This window comes from Streptomyces sp. NPDC001450, from assembly GCF_053597295.1.
Window position 1 is genome coordinate 78,229 of sequence record NZ_JBSFHY010000028.1, and the last position, 18,972, is coordinate 97,200.

The window sequence follows — 18,972 nt, forward strand, 5'->3', positions numbered from 1 at the left end:
AGGCCCTGTCACACGATGAGCAGTACTTCGAATTCGCCGACCCACCACACGTCCACGATCGGCGCGATCGGCGCACCGAGCCGCCGCAACACCGAGCTGGCCCTGCTGATCTTCGCCGTGGCCATCCCGGTGTTCGCCTACGCCAACGTGGGCCTGGCCCTCGACGACCAGGTGCCCGCGGGCCTGCTGGCCTACGGCCTGGGCCTCGGCCTGCTGGCCGGCATCGCCCACCTCGTCGTGCGGAAGTTCGCCCCGTACGCCGACCCGCTGCTGCTGCCGCTCGCCACCCTGCTCAACGGACTGGGCCTGGTCGCCATCTGGCGGCTCGACCAGTCCAAGCTGCTCCAGGGCATCGGCGTGGCCGGCGGCAAGGCGACCAACCAGCTGATCTACACCGCGATGGGCATCGCGCTCTTCGTCGCCGTGCTGTTCTTCCTCAAGGACCACCGGGTCCTGCAGCGCTACACCTACATCTCCATGGTCGGCGCGCTGGTCCTGCTGCTGCTCCCGCTGGTCCCGGGCCTCGGCGCCGACCTCACCTACGGCGCCAAGATCTGGATCCAGGTCGGCAGCTTCACCATCCAGCCCGGTGAGTTCGCCAAGATCGTGCTCGCGGTCTTCTTCGCCGGCTACCTGATGGTGAAGCGTGACGCGCTGGCCCTGGCCAGCCGCCGCTTCATGGGCCTGTACCTGCCGCGTGGCCGCGACCTCGGCCCGATCGTCGTCGTCTGGGCGATGTCGATCCTCATCCTGGTCTTCGAGACCGACCTCGGTACGTCGCTGCTGTTCTTCGGAATGTTCGTCATCATGCTGTACGTCGCCACCGAGCGGACCAGCTGGATCGTCTTCGGTCTGCTGATGTCCGCGGTCGGCGCCGTCGGCGTGGCGAGCTTCGAGCCGCACATCCAGGTGCGTGTCCAGGCGTGGCTCAACCCGATGCACGAGTACGTGCTCAGCCGTACCCCGGGCGTCCAGGGAGTCCACTCCGACCAGCTGCAGCAGGCCCTGTGGGCGTTCGGCTCCGGCGGCACCCTCGGCACCGGCTGGGGCCAGGGCCACTCCGAGCTGATCCGGTTCGCCGCCAACTCCGACTTCATCCTCGCCACCTTCGGCGAGGAGCTGGGCCTGGCCGGCATCATGGCGATCCTGCTGATCTACGGCCTGATCGCGGAACGCGGCGTGCGCACCGCCCTCGCCGCCCGCGACCCGTTCGGCAAGCTGCTCGCCATCGGCCTGTCCGGCGCCTTCGCCCTCCAGGTCTTCGTCGTCGCCGGCGGTGTGATGGGTCTCATCCCGCTGACCGGTATGACGATGCCGTTCCTCGCCTACGGCGGTTCCTCCGTGATCGCCAACTGGGCGCTGATCGGCATCCTGATCCGCATCAGCGACACCGCCCGCCGGCCGGCGCCCACGCCCGCAGCCAACCCCGACGCCGAGATGACCCAGGTGGTCCGCCCGTCATGAACAAGCCCCTGCGCCGGATCGCGATCTTCTGCGGACTCCTCGTCCTGGCCCTGCTGATCCGCGACAACTGGCTCCAGTACGTGAGGTCCGACGCGCTTCGCACCGACAAGGACAACCGCCGGGTCGCCATCGAGCGGTACGCGAACCCGCGGGGCGACATCATCGTCGACGGCGAGCCGATAACCGGATCCGTCGAGTCCAAGAGCGGCGACTTCAAGTACAAGCGCACGTACAAGAACGGGCCCATGTGGGCCCCGGTCACCGGCTACTCCTCGCAGGCCTTCGACAGCAGCCAGCTGGAGAAGATCAACGACGGCATCCTCACCGGCAACGACGACCGGCTCTTCTTCCGCAACACCCTCGACATGATCACGGGCAAGCAGAAGCAGGGCGGCGACGTCGTCACCACGCTCAACGCGGCCGCGCAGAAGCAGGCGTACGAGGGCCTCAAGAACCAGGGCGGCAAGGGCGCCGTGGTCGCCCTCGAACCGTCCACCGGCAAGATCCTCGCGCTGGCCTCGTACCCGTCGTACGACCCCTCGTCCTTCGCGGGCAACTCCACCGACGTGGACGCCAAGAACTGGACCAAGCTCCAGAAGAAGAACAACCCGGCCGACCCGATGCTGAACCGGGCGCTGCGCGAGACCTACCCGCCGGGCTCCACCTTCAAGGTGGTCACGGCCGCGGCCGCGCTGGAGAACGGGCTGTACAAGTCGGCGGACGAGAACACCGACTCCCCGCTGCCCTACATCATGAAGGGCACCACCACCGAGCTGAAGAACGAGGGGAACATCCCCTGCAAGAACGCGAACATGCGTGAGGCGCTGCGCGTGTCCTGCAACACCGTCTTCGGCAAGATCGGCGCCGACCTCGGCAACGACAAGATGCTGGCCGAGGCGAAGAAGTTCGGCTTCGACTCCGAGCAGTTCACCCCGGTCCGCGCCAACGCCTCGGTGTTCTCCGAGCACATGAACTCGTCGCAGACCGCCCTGTCCTCCATCGGCCAGTACAACACCGCGGCCACCCCGCTGCAGATGGCCATGGTCGCCTCGGCCGTCGCCAACGACGGCAAGCTGATGAAGCCGTACATGGTCGACACGCTGCAGTCCTCCAACGTCGACCCGGTCGCCAAGACCGAGCCGCAGGAGCTGAGCAGGCCGCTGTCGCCGACGAACGCGCAGATCCTGCAGTCGATGATGGAGACGGTCGTCAAGAGCGGCACCGGTCAGAGGGCGCAGATCGGCGGCGGCGTCACCGTCGGTGGCAAGACGGGTACCGCCCAGCACGGTGTGGCGAACAGCGCGAACCCGTACGCGTGGTTCATCTCGTACGCCAAGCTCAGCGACGGCAGCTCGCCGGTCGCCGTGGCCGTGGTGGTCGAGGACGAGAACGCCAACCGCGACGACATCTCCGGTGGCGGCCTGGCCGCCCCGATCGCGAAGAACGTCATGGAGGCGGTCATCAAGACCAAGAAGTGACCCTGCACACGTCCCCTTCACATCGCTGCACGTTGCGATACCGGTCCTGTATCGGGTTACGGGCTTGGCCAGGTCACACAACGCGAGCCGGGTACGGTAGGCCCGGACGGCAGCCTTCGGCCGCACACGGACGTGCGCGGCCGAGACCGACGGAGAGGGCTGGTAGGTAGCTATGGAAGAGCCGCGTCGCCTCGGCGGCCGGTACGAGCTGGGCCAGGTGCTCGGCCGTGGTGGCATGGCTGAGGTCTACCTCGCGCATGACACCCGGCTCGGCCGCACCGTGGCAGTGAAGACCCTGCGCGCCGACCTGGCACGCGACCCTTCCTTCCAGGCCCGCTTCCGCCGGGAGGCCCAGTCGGCCGCCTCGCTCAACCATCCCGCGATCGTCGCGGTCTACGACACGGGCGAGGACTACATCGACGGGGTCTCGATCCCGTACATCGTGATGGAGTACGTCGACGGCTCCACGCTCCGTGAGCTGCTTCACTCCGGCCGCAAGCTCCTGCCCGAGCGCGCGATGGAGATGACCATCGGCATCCTCCAGGGCCTGGAGTACGCCCACCGCAACGGCATCGTCCACCGTGACATCAAGCCGGCGAACGTCATGCTGACGCGCAACGGCCAGGTCAAGGTGATGGACTTCGGCATCGCCCGGGCCATGGGCGACTCCGGCATGACCATGACCCAGACCGCGGCGGTCATCGGCACGGCCCAGTACCTCTCCCCGGAGCAGGCCAAGGGCGAGCAGGTCGACGCCCGCTCGGACCTCTACTCGACCGGCTGTCTCCTCTACGAGCTGCTGACGGTACGCCCGCCCTTCGTCGGCGACTCCCCCGTGGCCGTGGCCTACCAGCACGTCCGCGAGGAACCGCAGGCGCCGAGCGTCTTCGACCCCGAGATCACCCCCGAGATGGACGCCATCGTCCTGAAGGCGCTGGTCAAGGACCCGAACTATCGCTACCAGTCGGCCGACGAGATGCGCGCCGACATCGAGGCCTGCCTCGACGGCCAGCCGGTCGCGGCGACGGCCGCGATGGGCGCGGTCGGCTACGGCGGCTACCCCGACGACCAGCCGACGACGGCACTGCGTCCGGGCGCCGACGCGGGAGCGACGACCATGCTCCCGCCGATGAACCCGGACGAGGGCGGCTTCGGCTACGACGACCGCCCCGACCGGCGCCGCCAGCAGAAGAAGAACAACACCTCCACGATCCTCCTCGTGGTCGCGGCCGTCCTGGTCCTGGTCGGCGCGATCCTGATCGGGAAGTGGGTCTTCAGCCAGAAGAACACGAACGAGACGTTCGGGGCCCCGAACTTCGTCGGCAACAGCTACGCCACCGCCCAGAAGATGGCCGTCAACCGGGACCTGAAACTGGCGGCGCCCACCCGCAAGCCCTGCGCGGACCAGCCCAAGGGCAACGTCTGCGACCAGGACCCCAAGCCGGGTACGGACGTCAAGAAGGGCGACACGATCACCTTGGTGGTGTCGACCGGCGCACCCAAGGTCGACGTGCCGGACGTCCGTGGCATCCAGTTCGACGAGGCCGAGTCCCAGCTGAAGGCCAAGGGCTTCGAGGTCGAGAAGAAGGTCGAGGTCTCCACGCAGACCCCGGGCGTCGTCACCGACGAGAACCCGCCGGGCGGCACGAAGAAGGAGAAGGGCTCCACGATCACGCTCACGGTCGCCAAGGCCCAGGAGAAGATCACCATCCCCAGCGACCTCGTCGGCAAGTCCTGCGACGACGCCAAGGCCGAGCTGCAGAACCTGGGCCTGGTGCCCACCTGCAACGACACCCCCACCAACAACCCCGACGACGACGGCAAGGTCCTCTCGACCAACCCGCAGGCGGGCGAGCAGGTCGTCAAGAACACCAACGTGGCGCTCAACGTCGGCAAGGTGCAGGGCCCGCAGCAGACGCAGGTCCCGCAGGTCCTGAACCAGAGGCTCAAGGACGCCCGGAAGATGCTCGAGCAGGCAGGTCTTCAGGTCAACGTCCAGGGCTCCCAGGACGACAACGCCATCGTCGTCGCCTCCAACCCGCAGCCGGGCTCCACCGTCAACCAGGGCGACACGGTCACCCTGGGCACGGTGGACCAGGGCGGCAACGGCAACACCGGCGGGCCGAACATCTTCGGCGGCACCAGCGGCTGACGCCCCGCACCAGCGGATGGGCCCCTGCCGGGACTTCCCGGCAGGGGCCCACTTCATGTCTGCGGCCTGGACTGCAGTGCGCCCGTCGATCGCTGCGAGGCGCTGACCTGTGAAATTTCGAGAGTGACAACGTGTCACTCTCGCTGGGCAGATATCCACAGGCCCGCCGGAGTCTCACCATCTACGCCCGGCGCGCTGTACTCAACATCGCCATGCTCCTCCGCGACAGCGACGTCGCCCGTCAGGTACGCACCTACCTTCTCGACATGGAGTACCTGGCACGTACGCAGCCTGTGGACAACCCCGTCCGCACAGACCCCACCTCCCTCGACGACCGCATCACCCACGTCCTCGGCAAGACCGTCGTGCCGATGTTCAACGCCCTGATCGAAACATCGGGCGAGCACCGCAAGGAGCTGGTCGCTCTTCGCTCGGGAGTCCAGCGCATCGAGCGGCGGCTCCACCAGCACCACGCACGGCTGCGGAGGCTCGAAGGGACGCGAGACGACCGGGCCGCCGTCGGAGTCATGACCGCCATGAGCTAGACGACAGAGGTACTCAAAGAACCTCTGTCAACCGCGCAGCTCCCTCGGCAGCGTCCGTTTGCTGTCCACCTTCTCCACCCGGACCAGCTCGCCCCACACCACGTAGCGGTACTCGGACGTGTACACCGGGGTGCACGTCGTCAGGGTGATGTAGTGGCCCGGCTTCTTCCTGCCGGACTCCTTGGGGATCTGGGAGATGACCTTGACGTTGTACTTCGAGGTCTCGGGGAGGATCGAGTACACCTTGTAGACGTACCAGTCGTCCTTCGTCTCGAAGACGACCGCGTCGCCCATCTTCACCTTGTCGATGTTGTGGAACTTCGCGCCGTGGCCGTCCCGGTGGGCGGCGAGGGTGAAGTTGCCCTTCTTGCCGGTCATGGGGAGCGTGGCCTTGTCCGGATCCGTGTAGTAGCCGGCCACGCCGTCGTTGAGGACGTCAGTGCCCGTACCCTTCTCGACCAGGACCTCGCCGTTGCGCATCGCCGGCACGTGCAGGAAGCCGATGCCGTCCTTGGTGTCCAGCGCGCCGGGGCCCGAGTCGGTGGCGTGGGCCCAGTGGTCACGGACCCTGTCGGCCTGCCGGTCCGCCTTGCGGTCCGCTATCACGTTCGTCCACCAGAGCGAGTAGACGACGAACAGGCCCAGCAACACGCCCGCCGTGATGAGGAGTTCACCGAAGACGCTGACCGCCAGCGCGATCCGGCCGGGGCGGCGGCGCGGGGCCCGGGCCCCGTCGGACGCGTCGGTGTGCTCTTCGGTCTCGTCGGCGGTCGCTGCCACTTGTTCCCTCTGCCTTACTCGATGAGCGCGTCCGGCTTGCCCTTGCTGCGCGGGCGTTCCTCGACCATCTTGCCCCAGACGATCAACCGGTACTTGCTGGTGAACTCCGGCGTACAGGTGGTGAGGGTGATGTACCGGCCCGGCTCGGTGAATCCGGAGCCCCTAGGGATCGGGTTCAGCACGCTGGTGTTGGACGGCGGGGTCACCGGCAGCATCGAGGTCACCTTGTACACGAAGTACGTGTCCTGCGTCTCGACCACGACCGCGTCGCCGGCCTTGAGCCTGTTGATGTACCGGAAGGGTTCACCGTGGGTGTTGCGGTGCGCGGCCAGTCCGAAGTTGCCGGTCTTCGCGTCCGGCATCGCCGTCTTCAGCGCGCCCTCGCCGTAGTGCCCGACCATGCCCTTGTCGAGCACTTTCTTGTTGCTGACGCCCTCCGCGATCGGCGCCACCACGTCCAGTTCGGGGATGTGAAGTATGGCGAAGCCCTGCCCCGGTTCGAACACCCCGGGGGCCCGTTTGCCGCTGGCCCAGTCGTCCTGCAGCTGATGCGTCTCGCTGCCCGCCTGCGCATGGGCGCGGACGTTCGTCCACCACAGCTGGTAGGTGACGAACAGCAGCATCAGCATGCCGGTGGTGATGAACACCTCGCCGATCGCCCGGCTCGCGACCACGGCCGGGCTCGGCTTGCGCAGCCGCGCCTGGCGCCGGGCCTCGACACGGGAGAGCGGCCGCTGCGACGCGGACTCCGAGGAGGCACCCGGCCCGCCCGCCGGCCCCCGGGCCCCGCCATGGCGGCCACCGCGCCGCTTGGCGGCCTTTCTGCGGGCCGCACGGCCGCCCGGTGTGGTTCCGGTGGCGGATGAGGCCGAGGAGGCTGCAGAGGCGCGTAGAGACTCGCTCTCCGGGCCCGGCGGCGGACCGGGGATCCGCAGCGCCACCGTCTCGTCGTCGACCGGCGGCAGCAGCGTGGTCGCCTGCTCGTCCACCGAGGCCGTAGGAGGCATCGGAGGCGCCTGGTGCGCCTGATGTGCGTGGTGCGCCTGATGTGCCTGAGGCGCCGAAGCCATCGGGGGCATCGGCGCCGTAGGAGGGTCGCCCGCGGCCGCGTACGGCGCAGAGCCGTAGGACTCGTACGGTGTCTCCCCGTACAAGTCCTCGCGCTCCGGGCGCAGCGCGGTCACGCCGTGGCCCTGCCCACCACCGGGGCGAGCCCCGCAGACCTCGCCACGGCACCCTGGTCGCCGCACTCCACCAGCCAGTTGGCCAGCATCCGGTGCCCGTGCTCGGTCAGCACCGACTCGGGGTGGAACTGCACACCCTCGACCGGGAGTTCACGGTGCCGCAGCCCCATGATGATCCCGTCGTGGGTACGCGCGGTCACCTCCAGCTCGGCCGGAACCGTCGCCGGCTCGGCGGCCAGCGAGTGGTAGCGGGTCGCCGTGAAGGGCGAGGGCAGCCCGGCGAAGACGCCCTTGCCCTCGTGCTCCACCAGGGAGGTCTTGCCGTGCAGCAGCTCGGGCGCCCGGTCCACCACACCGCCGTACGCCACCTGCATCGACTGCATGCCGAGGCAGACACCGAAGACGGGGACACCCGTCGCCGCGCAGTGGCGGACCATGTCCACACACACCCCGGCCTCCTCCGGCGTCCCGGGCCCGGGCGAGAGCAGCACGCCGTCGAAGCCGTCCTGGGCGTGTGCCGTCGACACCTCGTCGTTGCGCAGCACCTCGCACTCGGCACCCAGCTGGTACAGGTACTGGACGAGGTTGAAGACGAAGCTGTCGTAGTTGTCGACGACGAGAATCCGCGCACTCACTGGTTGTCCACCGTCACATCGTTGAAGGGCAGCAGTGGCTCGGCCCAAGGGAAGACGTACTGGAAGAGGACGTAGATCACGGCCAGGACCAGTACGAGTGAGATCAGCGCCCTCACCCACGCGTTCCCCGGCAGATGCCGCCAGATCCAGCCGTACATGCCGTCCCTTCCGTTCCACCACGGCACCTGACTCACGCCGTACTGCACCAGACTAACGGCGCAGCGCCCTCGGTTCGCCTGACTCCACGGGCCGGGTGGAGTCCAGGTGCGCCCAGACGATCAGCCGGTGGCTGTGCCCCCATTCCGGATCGCACGTGGTCAGCGTCAGATACCGGCCCGGACGGGTGTACCCCGACTTACGTGGCACAGGGTCGATCACCTCAACGTCGCTCGGCACGGTTTTGTAGGGCCCTTTGTCGATCCGATACGTGAACCAGGTGATTCCGTCCGTGAGCACCACCGCGTCACCCGCCCGTAGCCGGGGGAAGTCCTTGAAGGGGTCGCCGTAGGTGCGCCGGTGACCCGCCACCGCGAAGTTGCCCTCCTGACCGAGCCGGGCGGTCCCCGCGTAGTGGGCGAGACCCTTCTTCAGCACGTCGGTGCCCGTGCCCTCCAGCACCGGCTTGTTCCACGTGGAACCGAGCCGCGGGATGTACATGATCGCGAAGGGCTTGCCGTAGTGGTACGCCGCCGGCCTCGCCGCTCTCGCAAAGGCCCCGGCGCGCCCCCCGGCGGGCTGGACGCTCCCCTTGGACCACTGCTGGTGCAGCTGGTCGATCTGGTCGTTCATGACGCCGTCGGCCTGGACGCCGGTCCAGAACAGCACGTAGACGACGAAGAGCACGATCAGGGTGCCGACGGTGATGCACAGTTCGCTGACGGTCCGGACGATCACGCGCACCGGCGGCTCCTGACGGGGGACCTACTCCACTGGCTTCGCGTAGTGCAGATCCACTGTGCCCGAGTAGCCCGGCAGAGTCACCGTCCCGTCCTCGGTGACTTTCCAGCCGAGACCGTAGACGTTGACGTACACCATGTAGGTCTGGATCGCCTTGCTCGCGGCGAGCGCCTGCTGCAGCTTTCCGGGATCCCCGATCGCGGTGATCTTGTACGGCGGCGAGTAGACGCGGCCCTGGAGGATCAGGGTGTTGCCGACACAGCGCACCGCGCTGGTGGAGATCAGCCGCTGGTCCATGACCTTGATGCCCTTGGCCCCGCCCTGCCACAGGGCGTTGACCACGGCTTGCAGGTCCTGCTGGTGGATGACCAGGTAGTCGGGCTGCGGCTCGGGGTAGCCGGGGAGCTTGGCGGTCGCGTTCGGCGGGGCGTCGTTGAGGGTGACGGTGATCGCCTTGCCGGTGAGCTTCTGGGTGCCCGCGCTGCCCTCCAGCCCCTTGAGCTTCTCGTCCTGGGCCTTGGTGCGCCCGTCGTCGCTCTCGGCGAGCCCGTCCACGCTGTCACGCAGCATCGCGTTGGACTCGTCCAGCCCCTTGTTCTTGCGGCTGCGCTCCTGGATCAGGTCGGACAGCTTCAGCAGGGAGCCGTCCTGGCGGATGTCGGTGCCCTTGGCCGTGTTGAAGCTGGTGAAGAAGATGAGCCCGGCCAGCGCGAAGACGGCGATCGTGAGGAGCCGCACCGGGCGGACACGGAGTCCACGAGACGGGCCGGAACCCGTTGATCCCGTCCCTGGGGAGTCGGCAGAATTGCTCAACGTACCCTTATCTCCTTCGGCGCCGCGGAAGCACTACGCTAACGGACGCCCGGGGGAGCGCTAAGTGTCCCCTTGTACGCTGCCCCGGACCGACCCAGTTACCTGCGCGGCCACGCAGCGCATCGACAGGAGAGACCCTCGTGCCGAAGTCACGTATCCGCAAGAAGGCCGACTACACGCCGCCGCCCGCGAAGCAGGCGCAGGCCATCAAGCTCACCAACCGCGCCTGGGTCGCTCCGGTCATGCTGGCCATGTTCCTCATCGGCCTGGCCTGGATCGTCGTCTTCTATGTGACGGACGGCTCGCTGCCGATCGACAGCCTGGACAACTGGAACATCGTGGTCGGCTTCGGCTTCATCGCCGCCGGGTTCGGCGTCTCCACGCAGTGGAAGTAGCGGGGTCCGCGCCAGCTCTGCCCAGGGCTGTTCACTGAGTTATCCACAGCTTGGGTGCGTCGTCCACACCCTCCTGGGGAAAACACTACGATCTGTGGATAACCCATCGGGTGTTGACGCCGGTGTGACTGCCCTACTGGCCCCCATACACCCGTTCGCCCCCTGTCCGACCTGCGGAAACGCATCCGAGCGACAGGGGGCACAGCTGTTCCCGCACAGCGTGCACAAGATCCGGCACACGCTGTGGACAACGGTTCGGTATCAGGTGAGCTGAGCGGTCCTGAGCAGCGCCATGCCCACCACCACGGCCAGGACGAGCGCACAGGTGCCGTACTGCACCAGCGCCCGCTTCTCGCGCGGGGCGTGGACCATCGCGTAGCCGGTGACGACGCCGGCGACGAGGCCGCCGATGTGGGCCTGCCAGGCGATGTTGTGGAAGCCGAAGGTGAAGATCAGGTTGATCACCAGCAGGGCGATGATCGGCCGCATGTCGTAGTTCAGCCGACGCATCAGGACCGCGGTCGCGCCGAACAGGCCGAAGATCGCTCCGGAGGCGCCGAGCGAGGCCTCGGACGGGCCTGCGAGCAGATACGTCAGCGCACCGCCGGCCAGCCCGGAGACGAAGTACAGCGCCAGATAGCGGGCCCGGCCGAGGGCCGCTTCCAGCGGGCCGCCGATCCACCACAGGCTGAGCATGTTGAAGCCGATGTGCCAGGGCGCCTCGTGCGTGAACATCGACGTCACGAAGCGGTACCACTCGCCCTCGACGACGCCCATGGTCGGCTGGTAGGGCTTCGGGGGCCACTCGCCGATCAGGACCAGGTCGTTCAGCAGCGAGCTCTTGGCCTGCACCGCGATGAACACGGCGATGTTGATCCCGATGAGGATCTTGGTGACCAGCCGCGGGTCGGCGGTGACCGTCCCGCCCGCCACCGTGCGCGGCCGGGACGCGGCCGGGGCGTGCCCCGTGCCGGAGCCGCCGCGGACACATTCGGGGCACTGGAAGCCGACCGAGGCGCTGACCATGCATTCGGGGCAGATGGGGCGCTCGCAGCGGGTGCAGCGCACGCCGGTCTCGCGGTCCGGGTGCCGGTAGCACCCGGGCAGGCTCCGGGCGTCCTGCGTACTGCCTTCGGCCTGTTCCATGAGATCCCCTTGCTGGTCGTGGCCTTCCCCCGGCCCATACCCCGCCCCGCTCTTCCCTACGGACGAGCGGGACGTTTGGTTCCCTGGGGTTCCCTGGGTCGGTTGCCGGGGTGCGCCCGGGCTCAGCCCTCGCGCTTGTCCACGACGACCGTCTCGATGACGACGTCGTTGACCGGCCGGTTGTTCGGGAGGGTGGTCGGCACGGCGGCGATCGCGTCCACGACCTTCTGGCTGGCCGCGTCGGCGACCTCGCCGAAGATCGTGTGCTTGCGGTTCAGGTGCGTGGTGGGGCTGACCGTGATGAAGAACTGGGAGCCGTTGGTGCCCGGGCCCGCGTTGGCCATGGCGAGCAGATAGGGCCGGTCGAAGCGCAGGTCCGGGTGGAACTCGTCCGCGAACTCGTAGCCGGGGCCGCCGATGCCGCTGCCCAGCGGGTCGCCGCCCTGGATCATGAAGCCGCCGATGACCCGGTGGAAGACCGTGCCGTCGTAGAGCTTGTCGTGGCTCACCGCGCCGGTGCCGGGGTGCGTCCACTCCCGCTCGCCCTGAGCGAGCTCGACGAAGTTTCTGACCGTCGCGGGTGCGTGGTTCGGGAACAGCCGGAGCGCGATGTCGCCGTGGTTGGTCTTCAGGGTCGCGTAGAGCTGCTCGGCCACGATCTGCCTTCCGTTGTCCTCGTGTGACTCCCCGATCCTCGCACGGCGTGGGGCCGCCGATGCCCGGCCCCGTGAGTTCCGCCGCGAAGGGAGCGCCTGGCGGCGATTCGTGGCAGGGTCGACAGGAAGCCCTTGTTGCACCCATATGCCCGCCCTCGCATGACGCGCGAGCTGTTGGCAGGCATGATCCTCAAAAGGGTGGAAAGGCGAATTACCGTACGCCACCGAGGAGGAGGAAACCCGTGACCCGCATCGACAGCGTGCGCGCCGCGACCGGCTCGGCGAAGGACAGCGTGCTGCACGCCGCGGAAGTGGTGGCGCCCTACGCCGACACGGCCAAGGAGCGTGCCGCGCACTACGCGCAGGAGGCACGCGTACGGCTGGCGCCCGTGGTGTCCCAGGCCGCCGAACAGGCCCGTGTGCAGTACGACGCCCGGCTCGCCCCGCGGCTGGAGCAGGCTCTCGCGCATGTGCCGCCGAAGGTGGACCTGGCCGCGCATGAGGCCGCCGACCTGACCCGGAAGGCCGCTCGGCAGGCGGCCGAGTACTCCCGTCCGAAGATCGAGCACGCGATGGCCGCCGCCACTCCGGTGGCGGACGAGGCCGCCGCGCGGGGTGCCGCCGCACTGGTCGCGCTGCGCGGCCAGGTCTCCGCGCAGAAGATCCAGAAGCTGGCCCGCAGGAACGAGCGGCGTTCCCGGAGGGGCCGTGCCGTGAAGGTGCTGGCGCTGCTCGGACTGGTGGCGGGCGGTGCGTTCTGCGCCTGGAAGTGGTGGGACAAGCAGGCCAACCCCGACTGGCTGGTGGAGCCGCCCGCGGCGACGGAGGTGCCCGAGTCCGGCCGGCTGAGTTCGGTGGACGGCACCGGCCCCTCGGTGCTGGACCCGGAGGTCCGGGCGAAGCAGGCCGAGGAGGACGCCGTCGACGGCGACGACAAGGACTGAAGCGGGCCGGCACCGTCCGGGTGCCGGCCGGGCCGTGGGGCGGACGACGTGCGGGTCGTCCGCCCCACGGCTCGTTCCGTCCGCCCCGCATACGCGTTTTGAGCGGATATCGGCTGCTATATACGACATAGTTGTTCGGGAAGGTGATCAAGAACCCGGAGAGGCGGCCCGGCCCGCCCCACCCTCCTCGCAAGGACCGCCCCTTGAAGACCGTCGTCGTCACCGGAGCCACCAGCGGTATCGGCAAGGCCACCGCGCTCGACCTGGCCGCCCGCCGCTTCCGCGTCATCGGTACCGCCCGTACCTCCGACAAGGCCGAGAAGCTCACGGCCGCCGCGGCCGAACTCGGCCTCACCGTGCACACCGTCCTCCTCGACGTGACGGACCTGCTCTCCTGTCAGGACGCCGTCGCGGAGATCGACGAGCTGTCGGACGGGGGGCCCTGGGCCCTGGTCAACAACGCCGGAATCGCACCGGTCGGCGCCTTCGAGGACGTGCCCGAGGCGGACGCCCGGGACGTCCTGGAGGTCAACCTGCTGGGCGCGGCCCGGATGACCCGTCTGGTGCTGCCGGGCATGCGGCGCCGGGGCGAGGGACGGATCGTCCAGATGAGTTCGCTCGGCGCTCTGGTCTCCGTCCCGTTCAACGGCTGGTACTGCGCGAGCGCACACGCGCTGGAGGCCCTGACCGACAGCCTGCGCATGGAGATCGCCGGCAGCGGCGTCCGCGCCTGCCTGATCGAGCCCGGCTTCATCGACACACCCATGCTCTCCAGGGGCCTGGCGGGGTTTCCGGCCGACTCGCGGTACGTGCCCGGCTACATGGCCGCCCGCCGGCTCATCGCCTCGTGGTCGCCGCCCGGTCCGGAGACCGTCGCCCGCACCGTGCGCCGTGCCCTTCTCGCGCAGAAGCCGCGCCGCCGCTACCGGGTCGGTCCCGGGGCCGTACCGGCGCCCCTGTTCCGCCTCGCGCCCGCGGCCGTCACCGACCTCGTCATCCGCAGCGCGCTGCGCCTGAACAAGCGGTGACGCCGTCAGGCCGCCATGGGGTGCCGGACGGCGGTCGTGGCGGGTGCCGCCGGGTCGAGCACGCGGCGTGCGGAGTCCCGTAGCACCTGGGCCACCGGCTCCCAGCTGTAGCAGCCGTCCGTGGACGACGGGGTCGTCGCGCTCAGCAGGTAGGCGTCCACCAGCTCTTCGAGCAGGGTCGCGGCCTGCTGCTCGCCGGTGCCGAGGAGGGCGGCCGCCGAGGTGGGGACGGGCCGGTCGGGGCTGGTCGGGGAGAGCAGGGTGTGTGCGGCGCGGCGGAGGTGGGCGGGGAGCGTGGCGAGGGTGCGTTCCAGTGCGGCCCGCAGTCCCAGCGGGTCCTCACCGGCCTGCGCGGCGGTCGTCGCCCAGGTGATCGCCTGACGGGCCGTCCAGTGCGGGCGCAGGCGGAGCCGGGCGGCGACGGCGAACAGGGCGGTGGGCAGGCCGTGGCACAGCTCGGCCAGCCGGCGGGCGCCGTCCGGGTCCATGGTGATGCGGTGTTCGGGCACCAGGGAGACCAGCAGGTGCAGGCAGTCGTCCAGCGGCAGCCGGTCCAGCTCGATGTGTTCGGTGCTGGAGGAGACGAACAGCCGCCGTCGGCTGCTGATCACCGCGCCGCAGCCGTAGCCGGACGGCAGCAGCAGGTCGAGGTCGTCCGGGCCGGTCACGTCGTCCAGGACCACCAGGACGCGCCGGCCGGCGGTCCAGGTGCGGTACATCAGGCTCAGGTCGGTCGCGCCCAGGTGCAGCAGGTCCTCCGTCGCGCCGAGTCCGCGCAGGAAGGAGCGCAGGATCTCGGCGTGCCCGACGGGCTGTCCGGTGTCGTCGAGGAGGCGGCCGTAGAGCTGGCCGTCCGGGTAGTGGCCGCTGGCCCGGCGGGCCGCGTGCAGGCACAGTTCGCTCTTGCCGGTGCCGGGGGCGCCGCCCACGACGACGAGCGCCGGTCCGGGCGCCGCCCGGGCGGTGAGCGCGCCGGTGGCGCGGGCCAGCTGGCCGCCGCGGCCGGTCAGCCGTTCCTGTGGCGCGGGCAGGTGGCAGGGCACGCGGGGGGCGGGGGCGGGTGTGACCGGCGCGGGGGACGGTTCGGCCGGCCGCAGCAGGCTGGCGTCGGACTGGAGGATGGCGGTGTGCAGGGCCTGGAGTTCGGGCGAGGGGTCGAGCCCGAACTCGTCCGCGATCTGGGAGCGGGCGCGCTGGTAGACCCGGAGGGCGTCGGCGCGGCGGTCGGTGCGGTACAGGGCCGTCATGAGGTTGCGCTGGACGGTCTCGTTGGTGGGTTCGAGGGCGGCCAGGGAGGTCAGTTCGCCGATCAGCTCGTGGTGCCGGCCGAGCTGGAGGTCGGCCTCGATGCGCAGGGTGGTGGCGCTGGTGTGGAGTTCGTTCAGGCGCAGCGCCTCGGCCTGCAGCAGGGGTCCCTTGCGGACGTCCACGAGGGCCGCGTCCCGCCACAGCGCCATGGCCGCGGCGACCGAGTCGCGGGCGCGCCGGTGGTCCCCGGCGCGGAACTCCTTGCGGGCCCGGGCGACGAGCGGCTCGAACCGGAAGGCGTCGACCCGGTCCTCGGGCAGGCTGAGCTGGTAGCCGCCGCCCGCGGTGCCGAGCACGGGCCGGTCGGTGCCGCGGTGGCGGCCGCCGCTTCTCGGGTTGCCGAGGGCGAAGCGTTTCCTGATCTCGTACACGTAGGTCTGCAGGGCGGTGTGGGCGCTGGCGGGCGGGTTGTCCTCCCACAGCTCCTCCATGAGCTGCTCGAAGCGCACCACCCGGTTGGCGTTCAGCGCCAGTACGGCCAGGGTCTGGCGTACTTTCTGCGCGGCCGGGACGGCGTTGACGCCGGGTTCGCCGGCGTAGATCTCCAGTGGTCCCAGAAGATTGACTCGCATTGGTTCTCCCCGTTGTCCGGCGGACCTCGGCCGGGCGGTGGCCCGGTGTCCGGATCTGCCGGTGTGGGCCGCAGTGCGTACGGCCGGCGCGGTGCCGCAGTGGGTCACTGCAGCTCGTTGGCGAACAGTTCCCAGCTCTGCGCGTAGGCCTGGGCCAGGTGGGCCGCGGTGGCCCTGCAGTGCGGGGGCAGGCCGGCGGCGATCCCTTCCCGGTGCCGGGCGAGTGCGGCGCCCGCCTCCAGCAGCCGCAGGAAGGACCGTCCGGCCTCGTTGAAGCGCAACGCCGGGTCACGGCGCAGCCGGCGGTGCATCTCGCTCACGTCCGGTGCGGGCCTCGGTGCCGCGGGCGTGGGTGCCCGGCGGGCGGAGCCGCGGAGGTCGACCGGGTCGTCGCCGCGGGCGAGCCGGGCGCGGACGTCGGCGACGGTGGCCGGTGAGATCCCGGCCTCCCGGGCGACCTTGCGCAGTGAGGCCGTCGGGTCCTCCGTCAGCAGGGCGGCGGCCAGGGCGCGGCCGTGGGAGGCGTCCAGTGGGCGGGCGCGCCCGTCGCGGCCGATCCGCTTCGCGCCGGGTGCCGCCGGGTCGAGCACCCGGCGGCGTATCTCGGCCGTCTTGCCGGCGGACAGTCCCGCGAGGGAGGCCACCGCCCGGTCGGACCAGTCCGGCCGGGCGGTGAGGATGCGCTCCGCGGCCGCGGTGCGTTCCGCGAGGGTCAACGGCAGGCCGTGGGTGACGTTGAGGGCGACCGCCAGCAGGCGGGCGTCCTCCGCGCCGCCGTCGAAGAAGCGGACCGGGATGGTGGTGCGGCCCCTTAGCTGTGCCGCCCGCAGCCGGTGGACGCCGTCGACGACCGTCATGGTCGCGCGATGCACGACCACCGGGGGCAGCGCGTCCCCGGCCTGGGCCAGGACCCGGGAGTGACCCGGGTCCTCCACCCTGCTGCGGGGTGAGTCCGTCACCCGCAGCGCGTCGACGGGGACGTCGTGCACCGGCAGGTCGAGCAGCTCACCGCGGAGTGCGAGCAGGTACTCGGCGTCGTTCCGGCAGGCCGTTACGGCCATGACAGCCTCCAAGCGGGTTTCGCGGGCGCCCTCGTCGTCCGGGCTTCCTACTGCCAGCCCGCGTCGCCCGGGACGGCCTGCGCGTCGGCGAGAAACGCGGAGGAGCCCGCCCGCTGCCAGCCGGCGTCCCCCGCCTGCTGCGCCGTGTGCTCCTGCTGGTGCGTCGCCCCCGTCACGATCGCCAGAGCCGCCGCGATCGCAGCCCCGAGAACAGCAATTCGACGCATCGTCGTCTCCCCTTCAACTGTTGCGTGATCGTTCGTGTCGCGGCCGATCCGGTCAGTGATCGGTCCGACAACTGCATTTCACCCGGGGTCGCAGGCCAGGAGAAGGGGTTTCCGGGCGGGCAGAGCGGACATGTCCGCTGGCGGACAAGTCCGGGGACCGGCTCGGGTCGCGGCTGGTGCGCCGGCTGGTGCGCCGGCCGGTGGGCGGGTCAGCGGGCCGAGGGCAGGGAGACGGTGACCCGGATGCCGAGCAGCGGCCAGCCGCCGAGCCGCGGCCGCGCGGCGACCGTGCTCCACCACAGCAGGCGGGCCGTCACCTCGGCCTGTTCCGGTCCGTCGGCGGCGAGGTAGAGACCGACGGCGGGCTCGTCCGCGGCGTGCACGGTGACATGGCGGAGCGCCGAGGCAGGCGGGGCGGCGTCGGCGACGGCCCGTGCGGTGTCCTCGGGCAGCTCCAGGCCGACCGGATGCGGCCCCAGGTGAAGGTGGACGAGGTACATCAATTACAACTCCAGGGTAAGACGGTGGCTTTGCCACCCGGGACGACGCTTTCCAGGGCGGCATAGGCGGAAGCGATCTCCGTCACGGCTGCGGTCCCTCCATTCGTGTAATCTCCACATGCATTTCTGTCTCCGCACAGAGAGCCCTAGCAGGGGGGACCAGGGTGTCCGAGGAGGAGATCCCATTGCTTTCTGGACTCGGGATAGACACGGCCTCGGAGGCCGTGTATCGGACGATGCTCGCGCGCCCGGACGGCGATGTCCGCGAGTGGGCCGACGATCTCGGTCTGACCGAGCGCGAGGTACGGGAGTCGCTGGACCGGCTGAGCGAGCTGGCGCTGGTCAGAACCTCGGCGGAGAACGAGTCCCGGGTGCGCCCGGTGAACCCGATGCTCGCCCTGGAGGCGCTGTTGGCCCAGCAGCAGGCGGAGTTGGCCGCGCACCAGCAGCGAGTGGAGGCGAGCCGCGCGGTGGTCGCGGAGACCATCGCCCAGTTCGCGGACCGGTACACCCCCGGCGCCGGCACGGGATTCCATTTCCTGTCGGGTGTCGAGGCCATCCGGGAGCGTCTGGAAATCCTCACCAAGGAGGTTCAGCAGGAATTCCTGACATTCGCTCCCGGAGGTCCGCAGACCCCGGAGAACATGGACGCCTCGCGCCCGCTCAATCTGCGGCTGCTCAATCGGGGAGTCCGGATGCGCACGGTCTATCTGGACAGCATCCGGCGCGATCCGCCCACGGTCGCCCATGCCGAATGGCTGGCCGCCCAGGGCGCCCAGGTCCGCACCACCCCCACACTTCCCAATCGCCTCATTCTCATCGACCGGCGTACGGCGCTCATCGCGACCGACAGCAAGAACACCGGAGCCGGTGCGGTCCTGGTGGACAACCCGGGCACGATCGCTCTGGTGCACGCGCTGTTCGAGACCGTGTGGCAGTCCGCGCGACCCATCGGAACGCGTCCCGAGCGCAGCCGCAAGACACTCACCACGCATCAGGCTGAAGTGCTTCGTCTTATGGCGCAAGGGCTCACCGACGAAGCGATTGCACACCAGCTCGGTGTCTCGGACCGGACGGTGCGCCGCACCATGTCGGCGCTGCTGACGCTGCTGGACGCGCGCAGCCGCTTCCAGGCGGGCGTGCAGGCGGTGCGCCGCGGCTATCTGCCCGCCGCGGACGACTGACGA

General features: G+C 69.9%; 20 protein-coding genes. 8 read left to right on the forward strand and 12 right to left on the reverse strand.

Features of this window, described 5'->3' with window-relative positions; genetic code table 11:
- The first annotated feature begins 15 nt into the window (after positions 1 to 15).
- The 4 genes from ACWC5O_RS28075 (at position 16) to ACWC5O_RS28090 (ending at position 5,639) form a co-directional block, all read left to right on the forward strand.
- Entirely contained in the window at positions 16 to 1,464 is a 1,449-nt protein-coding gene (locus ACWC5O_RS28075) for an FtsW/RodA/SpoVE family cell cycle protein (RefSeq protein WP_450589934.1), read from the forward strand.
- Positions 1,461 to 2,942, forward strand: coding sequence for a penicillin-binding transpeptidase domain-containing protein (locus tag ACWC5O_RS28080; protein WP_450589933.1), 1,482 nt, complete (start codon positions 1,461 to 1,463; stop codon positions 2,940 to 2,942). The genes ACWC5O_RS28075 and ACWC5O_RS28080 overlap by 4 nt, the downstream gene beginning before the upstream one ends.
- A gap of 172 nt (positions 2,943 to 3,114) precedes the next feature.
- Positions 3,115 to 5,094 carry a Stk1 family PASTA domain-containing Ser/Thr kinase gene (pknB, locus tag ACWC5O_RS28085; protein WP_450589932.1) on the forward strand — a complete coding sequence of 660 codons (1,980 nt, stop codon included), beginning with the start codon at positions 3,115 to 3,117 and terminating at the stop codon, positions 5,092 to 5,094.
- A gap of 131 nt (positions 5,095 to 5,225) precedes the next feature.
- Positions 5,226 to 5,639 (forward strand): hypothetical protein, encoded by a 414-nt coding sequence (locus tag ACWC5O_RS28090; RefSeq protein WP_450589931.1) that lies wholly within the window; start codon positions 5,226 to 5,228, stop codon positions 5,637 to 5,639.
- A 27-nt stretch (positions 5,640 to 5,666) separates the two neighbouring features.
- Here the strand turns inward: ACWC5O_RS28090 and ACWC5O_RS28095 are convergent, their stop codons facing one another.
- The 6 genes from ACWC5O_RS28095 to ACWC5O_RS28120 are packed head-to-tail and all read right to left on the reverse strand — an operon-like array spanning position 5,667 to position 9,948.
- Positions 5,667 to 6,419, reverse strand: coding sequence for a class E sortase (locus tag ACWC5O_RS28095; RefSeq protein WP_450589930.1), 753 nt, complete (start codon positions 6,417 to 6,419; stop codon positions 5,667 to 5,669).
- A 14-nt stretch (positions 6,420 to 6,433) separates the two neighbouring features.
- A complete protein-coding gene (locus tag ACWC5O_RS28100) occupies positions 6,434 to 7,603 on the reverse strand; it encodes a class E sortase (protein WP_450589929.1) in 1,170 nt (389 codons plus the stop codon).
- Entirely contained in the window at positions 7,600 to 8,238 is a 639-nt protein-coding gene (locus ACWC5O_RS28105; RefSeq protein WP_023548428.1) for an aminodeoxychorismate/anthranilate synthase component II, read from the reverse strand. The genes ACWC5O_RS28100 and ACWC5O_RS28105 overlap by 4 nt, the downstream gene beginning before the upstream one ends.
- Complete coding sequence (locus tag ACWC5O_RS28110) at positions 8,235 to 8,432, reverse strand: hypothetical protein (protein ID WP_186581498.1); 198 nt, start codon at positions 8,430 to 8,432, stop codon at positions 8,235 to 8,237. Before ACWC5O_RS28110 ends, ACWC5O_RS28105 begins: the two co-directional genes overlap by 4 nt.
- A 16-nt stretch (positions 8,433 to 8,448) precedes the next feature.
- Complete coding sequence (locus ACWC5O_RS28115) at positions 8,449 to 9,138, reverse strand: class E sortase (protein ID WP_450589928.1); 690 nt, start codon at positions 9,136 to 9,138, stop codon at positions 8,449 to 8,451.
- Positions 9,139 to 9,159: 21 nt separating this feature from the next.
- Complete coding sequence (locus ACWC5O_RS28120; RefSeq protein ID WP_450589927.1) at positions 9,160 to 9,948, reverse strand: DUF881 domain-containing protein; 789 nt, start codon at positions 9,946 to 9,948, stop codon at positions 9,160 to 9,162.
- A 140-nt stretch (positions 9,949 to 10,088) separates the two neighbouring features.
- On the opposite strand from ACWC5O_RS28120, the gene crgA reads away from it, so the two are divergent.
- A complete protein-coding gene (crgA, locus tag ACWC5O_RS28125) occupies positions 10,089 to 10,343 on the forward strand; it encodes a cell division protein CrgA (RefSeq protein ID WP_053711550.1) in 255 nt (84 codons plus the stop codon).
- A gap of 261 nt (positions 10,344 to 10,604) precedes the next feature.
- On the opposite strand, the gene ACWC5O_RS28130 is transcribed toward crgA, so the two are convergent.
- Together ACWC5O_RS28130 and ACWC5O_RS28135 are read right to left on the reverse strand one after the other, a co-directional pair.
- The gene (locus ACWC5O_RS28130) at positions 10,605 to 11,489 is read right to left on the reverse strand and encodes a rhomboid family intramembrane serine protease (protein WP_450589926.1); all 885 of its coding nucleotides are present in this window, start codon (positions 11,487 to 11,489) and stop codon (positions 10,605 to 10,607) included.
- Between the two features lie 122 nt (positions 11,490 to 11,611).
- Complete coding sequence (locus ACWC5O_RS28135; protein ID WP_450589925.1) at positions 11,612 to 12,145, reverse strand: peptidylprolyl isomerase; 534 nt, start codon at positions 12,143 to 12,145, stop codon at positions 11,612 to 11,614.
- Positions 12,146 to 12,387: 242 nt separating this feature from the next.
- Here ACWC5O_RS28135 and ACWC5O_RS28140 point away from each other — a divergent pair, with 242 nt between their 5' ends.
- Together ACWC5O_RS28140 and ACWC5O_RS28145 are read left to right on the forward strand one after the other, a co-directional pair.
- Positions 12,388 to 13,089, forward strand: coding sequence for a DUF5324 family protein (locus ACWC5O_RS28140; protein WP_450589924.1), 702 nt, complete (start codon positions 12,388 to 12,390; stop codon positions 13,087 to 13,089).
- Between the two features lie 203 nt (positions 13,090 to 13,292).
- Positions 13,293 to 14,117 (forward strand): SDR family oxidoreductase, encoded by an 825-nt coding sequence (locus ACWC5O_RS28145; protein ID WP_450589923.1) that lies wholly within the window; start codon positions 13,293 to 13,295, stop codon positions 14,115 to 14,117.
- Between the two features lie 5 nt (positions 14,118 to 14,122).
- Here the strand turns inward: ACWC5O_RS28145 and ACWC5O_RS28150 are convergent, their stop codons facing one another.
- The 4 genes from ACWC5O_RS28150 to ACWC5O_RS28165 all read right to left on the reverse strand — a co-directional run bounded on the left by ACWC5O_RS28150 (position 14,123) and on the right by ACWC5O_RS28165 (position 17,785).
- A complete protein-coding gene (locus ACWC5O_RS28150; RefSeq protein WP_450589922.1) occupies positions 14,123 to 15,997 on the reverse strand; it encodes a BTAD domain-containing putative transcriptional regulator in 1,875 nt (624 codons plus the stop codon).
- A gap of 104 nt (positions 15,998 to 16,101) precedes the next feature.
- Entirely contained in the window at positions 16,102 to 17,058 is a 957-nt protein-coding gene (locus ACWC5O_RS28155) for a hypothetical protein (protein ID WP_450589921.1), read from the reverse strand.
- A 47-nt stretch (positions 17,059 to 17,105) separates the two neighbouring features.
- Entirely contained in the window at positions 17,106 to 17,285 is a 180-nt protein-coding gene (locus ACWC5O_RS28160) for a hypothetical protein (protein WP_450589920.1), read from the reverse strand.
- Between the two features lie 209 nt (positions 17,286 to 17,494).
- Positions 17,495 to 17,785, reverse strand: a complete 291-nt coding sequence (locus ACWC5O_RS28165) for a hypothetical protein (RefSeq protein WP_450589919.1) — start codon at positions 17,783 to 17,785, stop codon at positions 17,495 to 17,497.
- A gap of 164 nt (positions 17,786 to 17,949) precedes the next feature.
- Between ACWC5O_RS28165 and ACWC5O_RS28170 the strand changes: the two genes are divergently transcribed.
- A complete protein-coding gene (locus ACWC5O_RS28170) occupies positions 17,950 to 18,969 on the forward strand; it encodes a helix-turn-helix transcriptional regulator (RefSeq protein ID WP_450589918.1) in 1,020 nt (339 codons plus the stop codon).
- The last annotated feature ends 3 nt before the right edge of the window (positions 18,970 to 18,972 follow it).

Coding starts and splice junctions, on each gene's coding strand:
- ACWC5O_RS28130 (WP_450589926.1), bottom strand. CDS start 11,489: ATGGAACAGGCCGAAGGCAGTACGCAGGACGCCCGGAGCCTGCCCGGG.
- pknB (WP_450589932.1), top strand. CDS start 3,115: ATGGAAGAGCCGCGTCGCCTCGGCGGCCGGTACGAGCTGGGCCAGGTG.
- ACWC5O_RS28160 (WP_450589920.1), bottom strand. CDS start 17,285: ATGCGTCGAATTGCTGTTCTCGGGGCTGCGATCGCGGCGGCTCTGGCG.
- ACWC5O_RS28165 (WP_450589919.1), bottom strand. CDS start 17,785: ATGTACCTCGTCCACCTTCACCTGGGGCCGCATCCGGTCGGCCTGGAG.
- ACWC5O_RS28155 (WP_450589921.1), bottom strand. CDS start 17,058: ATGGCCGTAACGGCCTGCCGGAACGACGCCGAGTACCTGCTCGCACTC.
- ACWC5O_RS28150 (WP_450589922.1), bottom strand. CDS start 15,997: ATGCGAGTCAATCTTCTGGGACCACTGGAGATCTACGCCGGCGAACCC.
- ACWC5O_RS28080 (WP_450589933.1), top strand. CDS start 1,461: ATGAACAAGCCCCTGCGCCGGATCGCGATCTTCTGCGGACTCCTCGTC.
- ACWC5O_RS28075 (WP_450589934.1), top strand. CDS start 16: ATGAGCAGTACTTCGAATTCGCCGACCCACCACACGTCCACGATCGGC.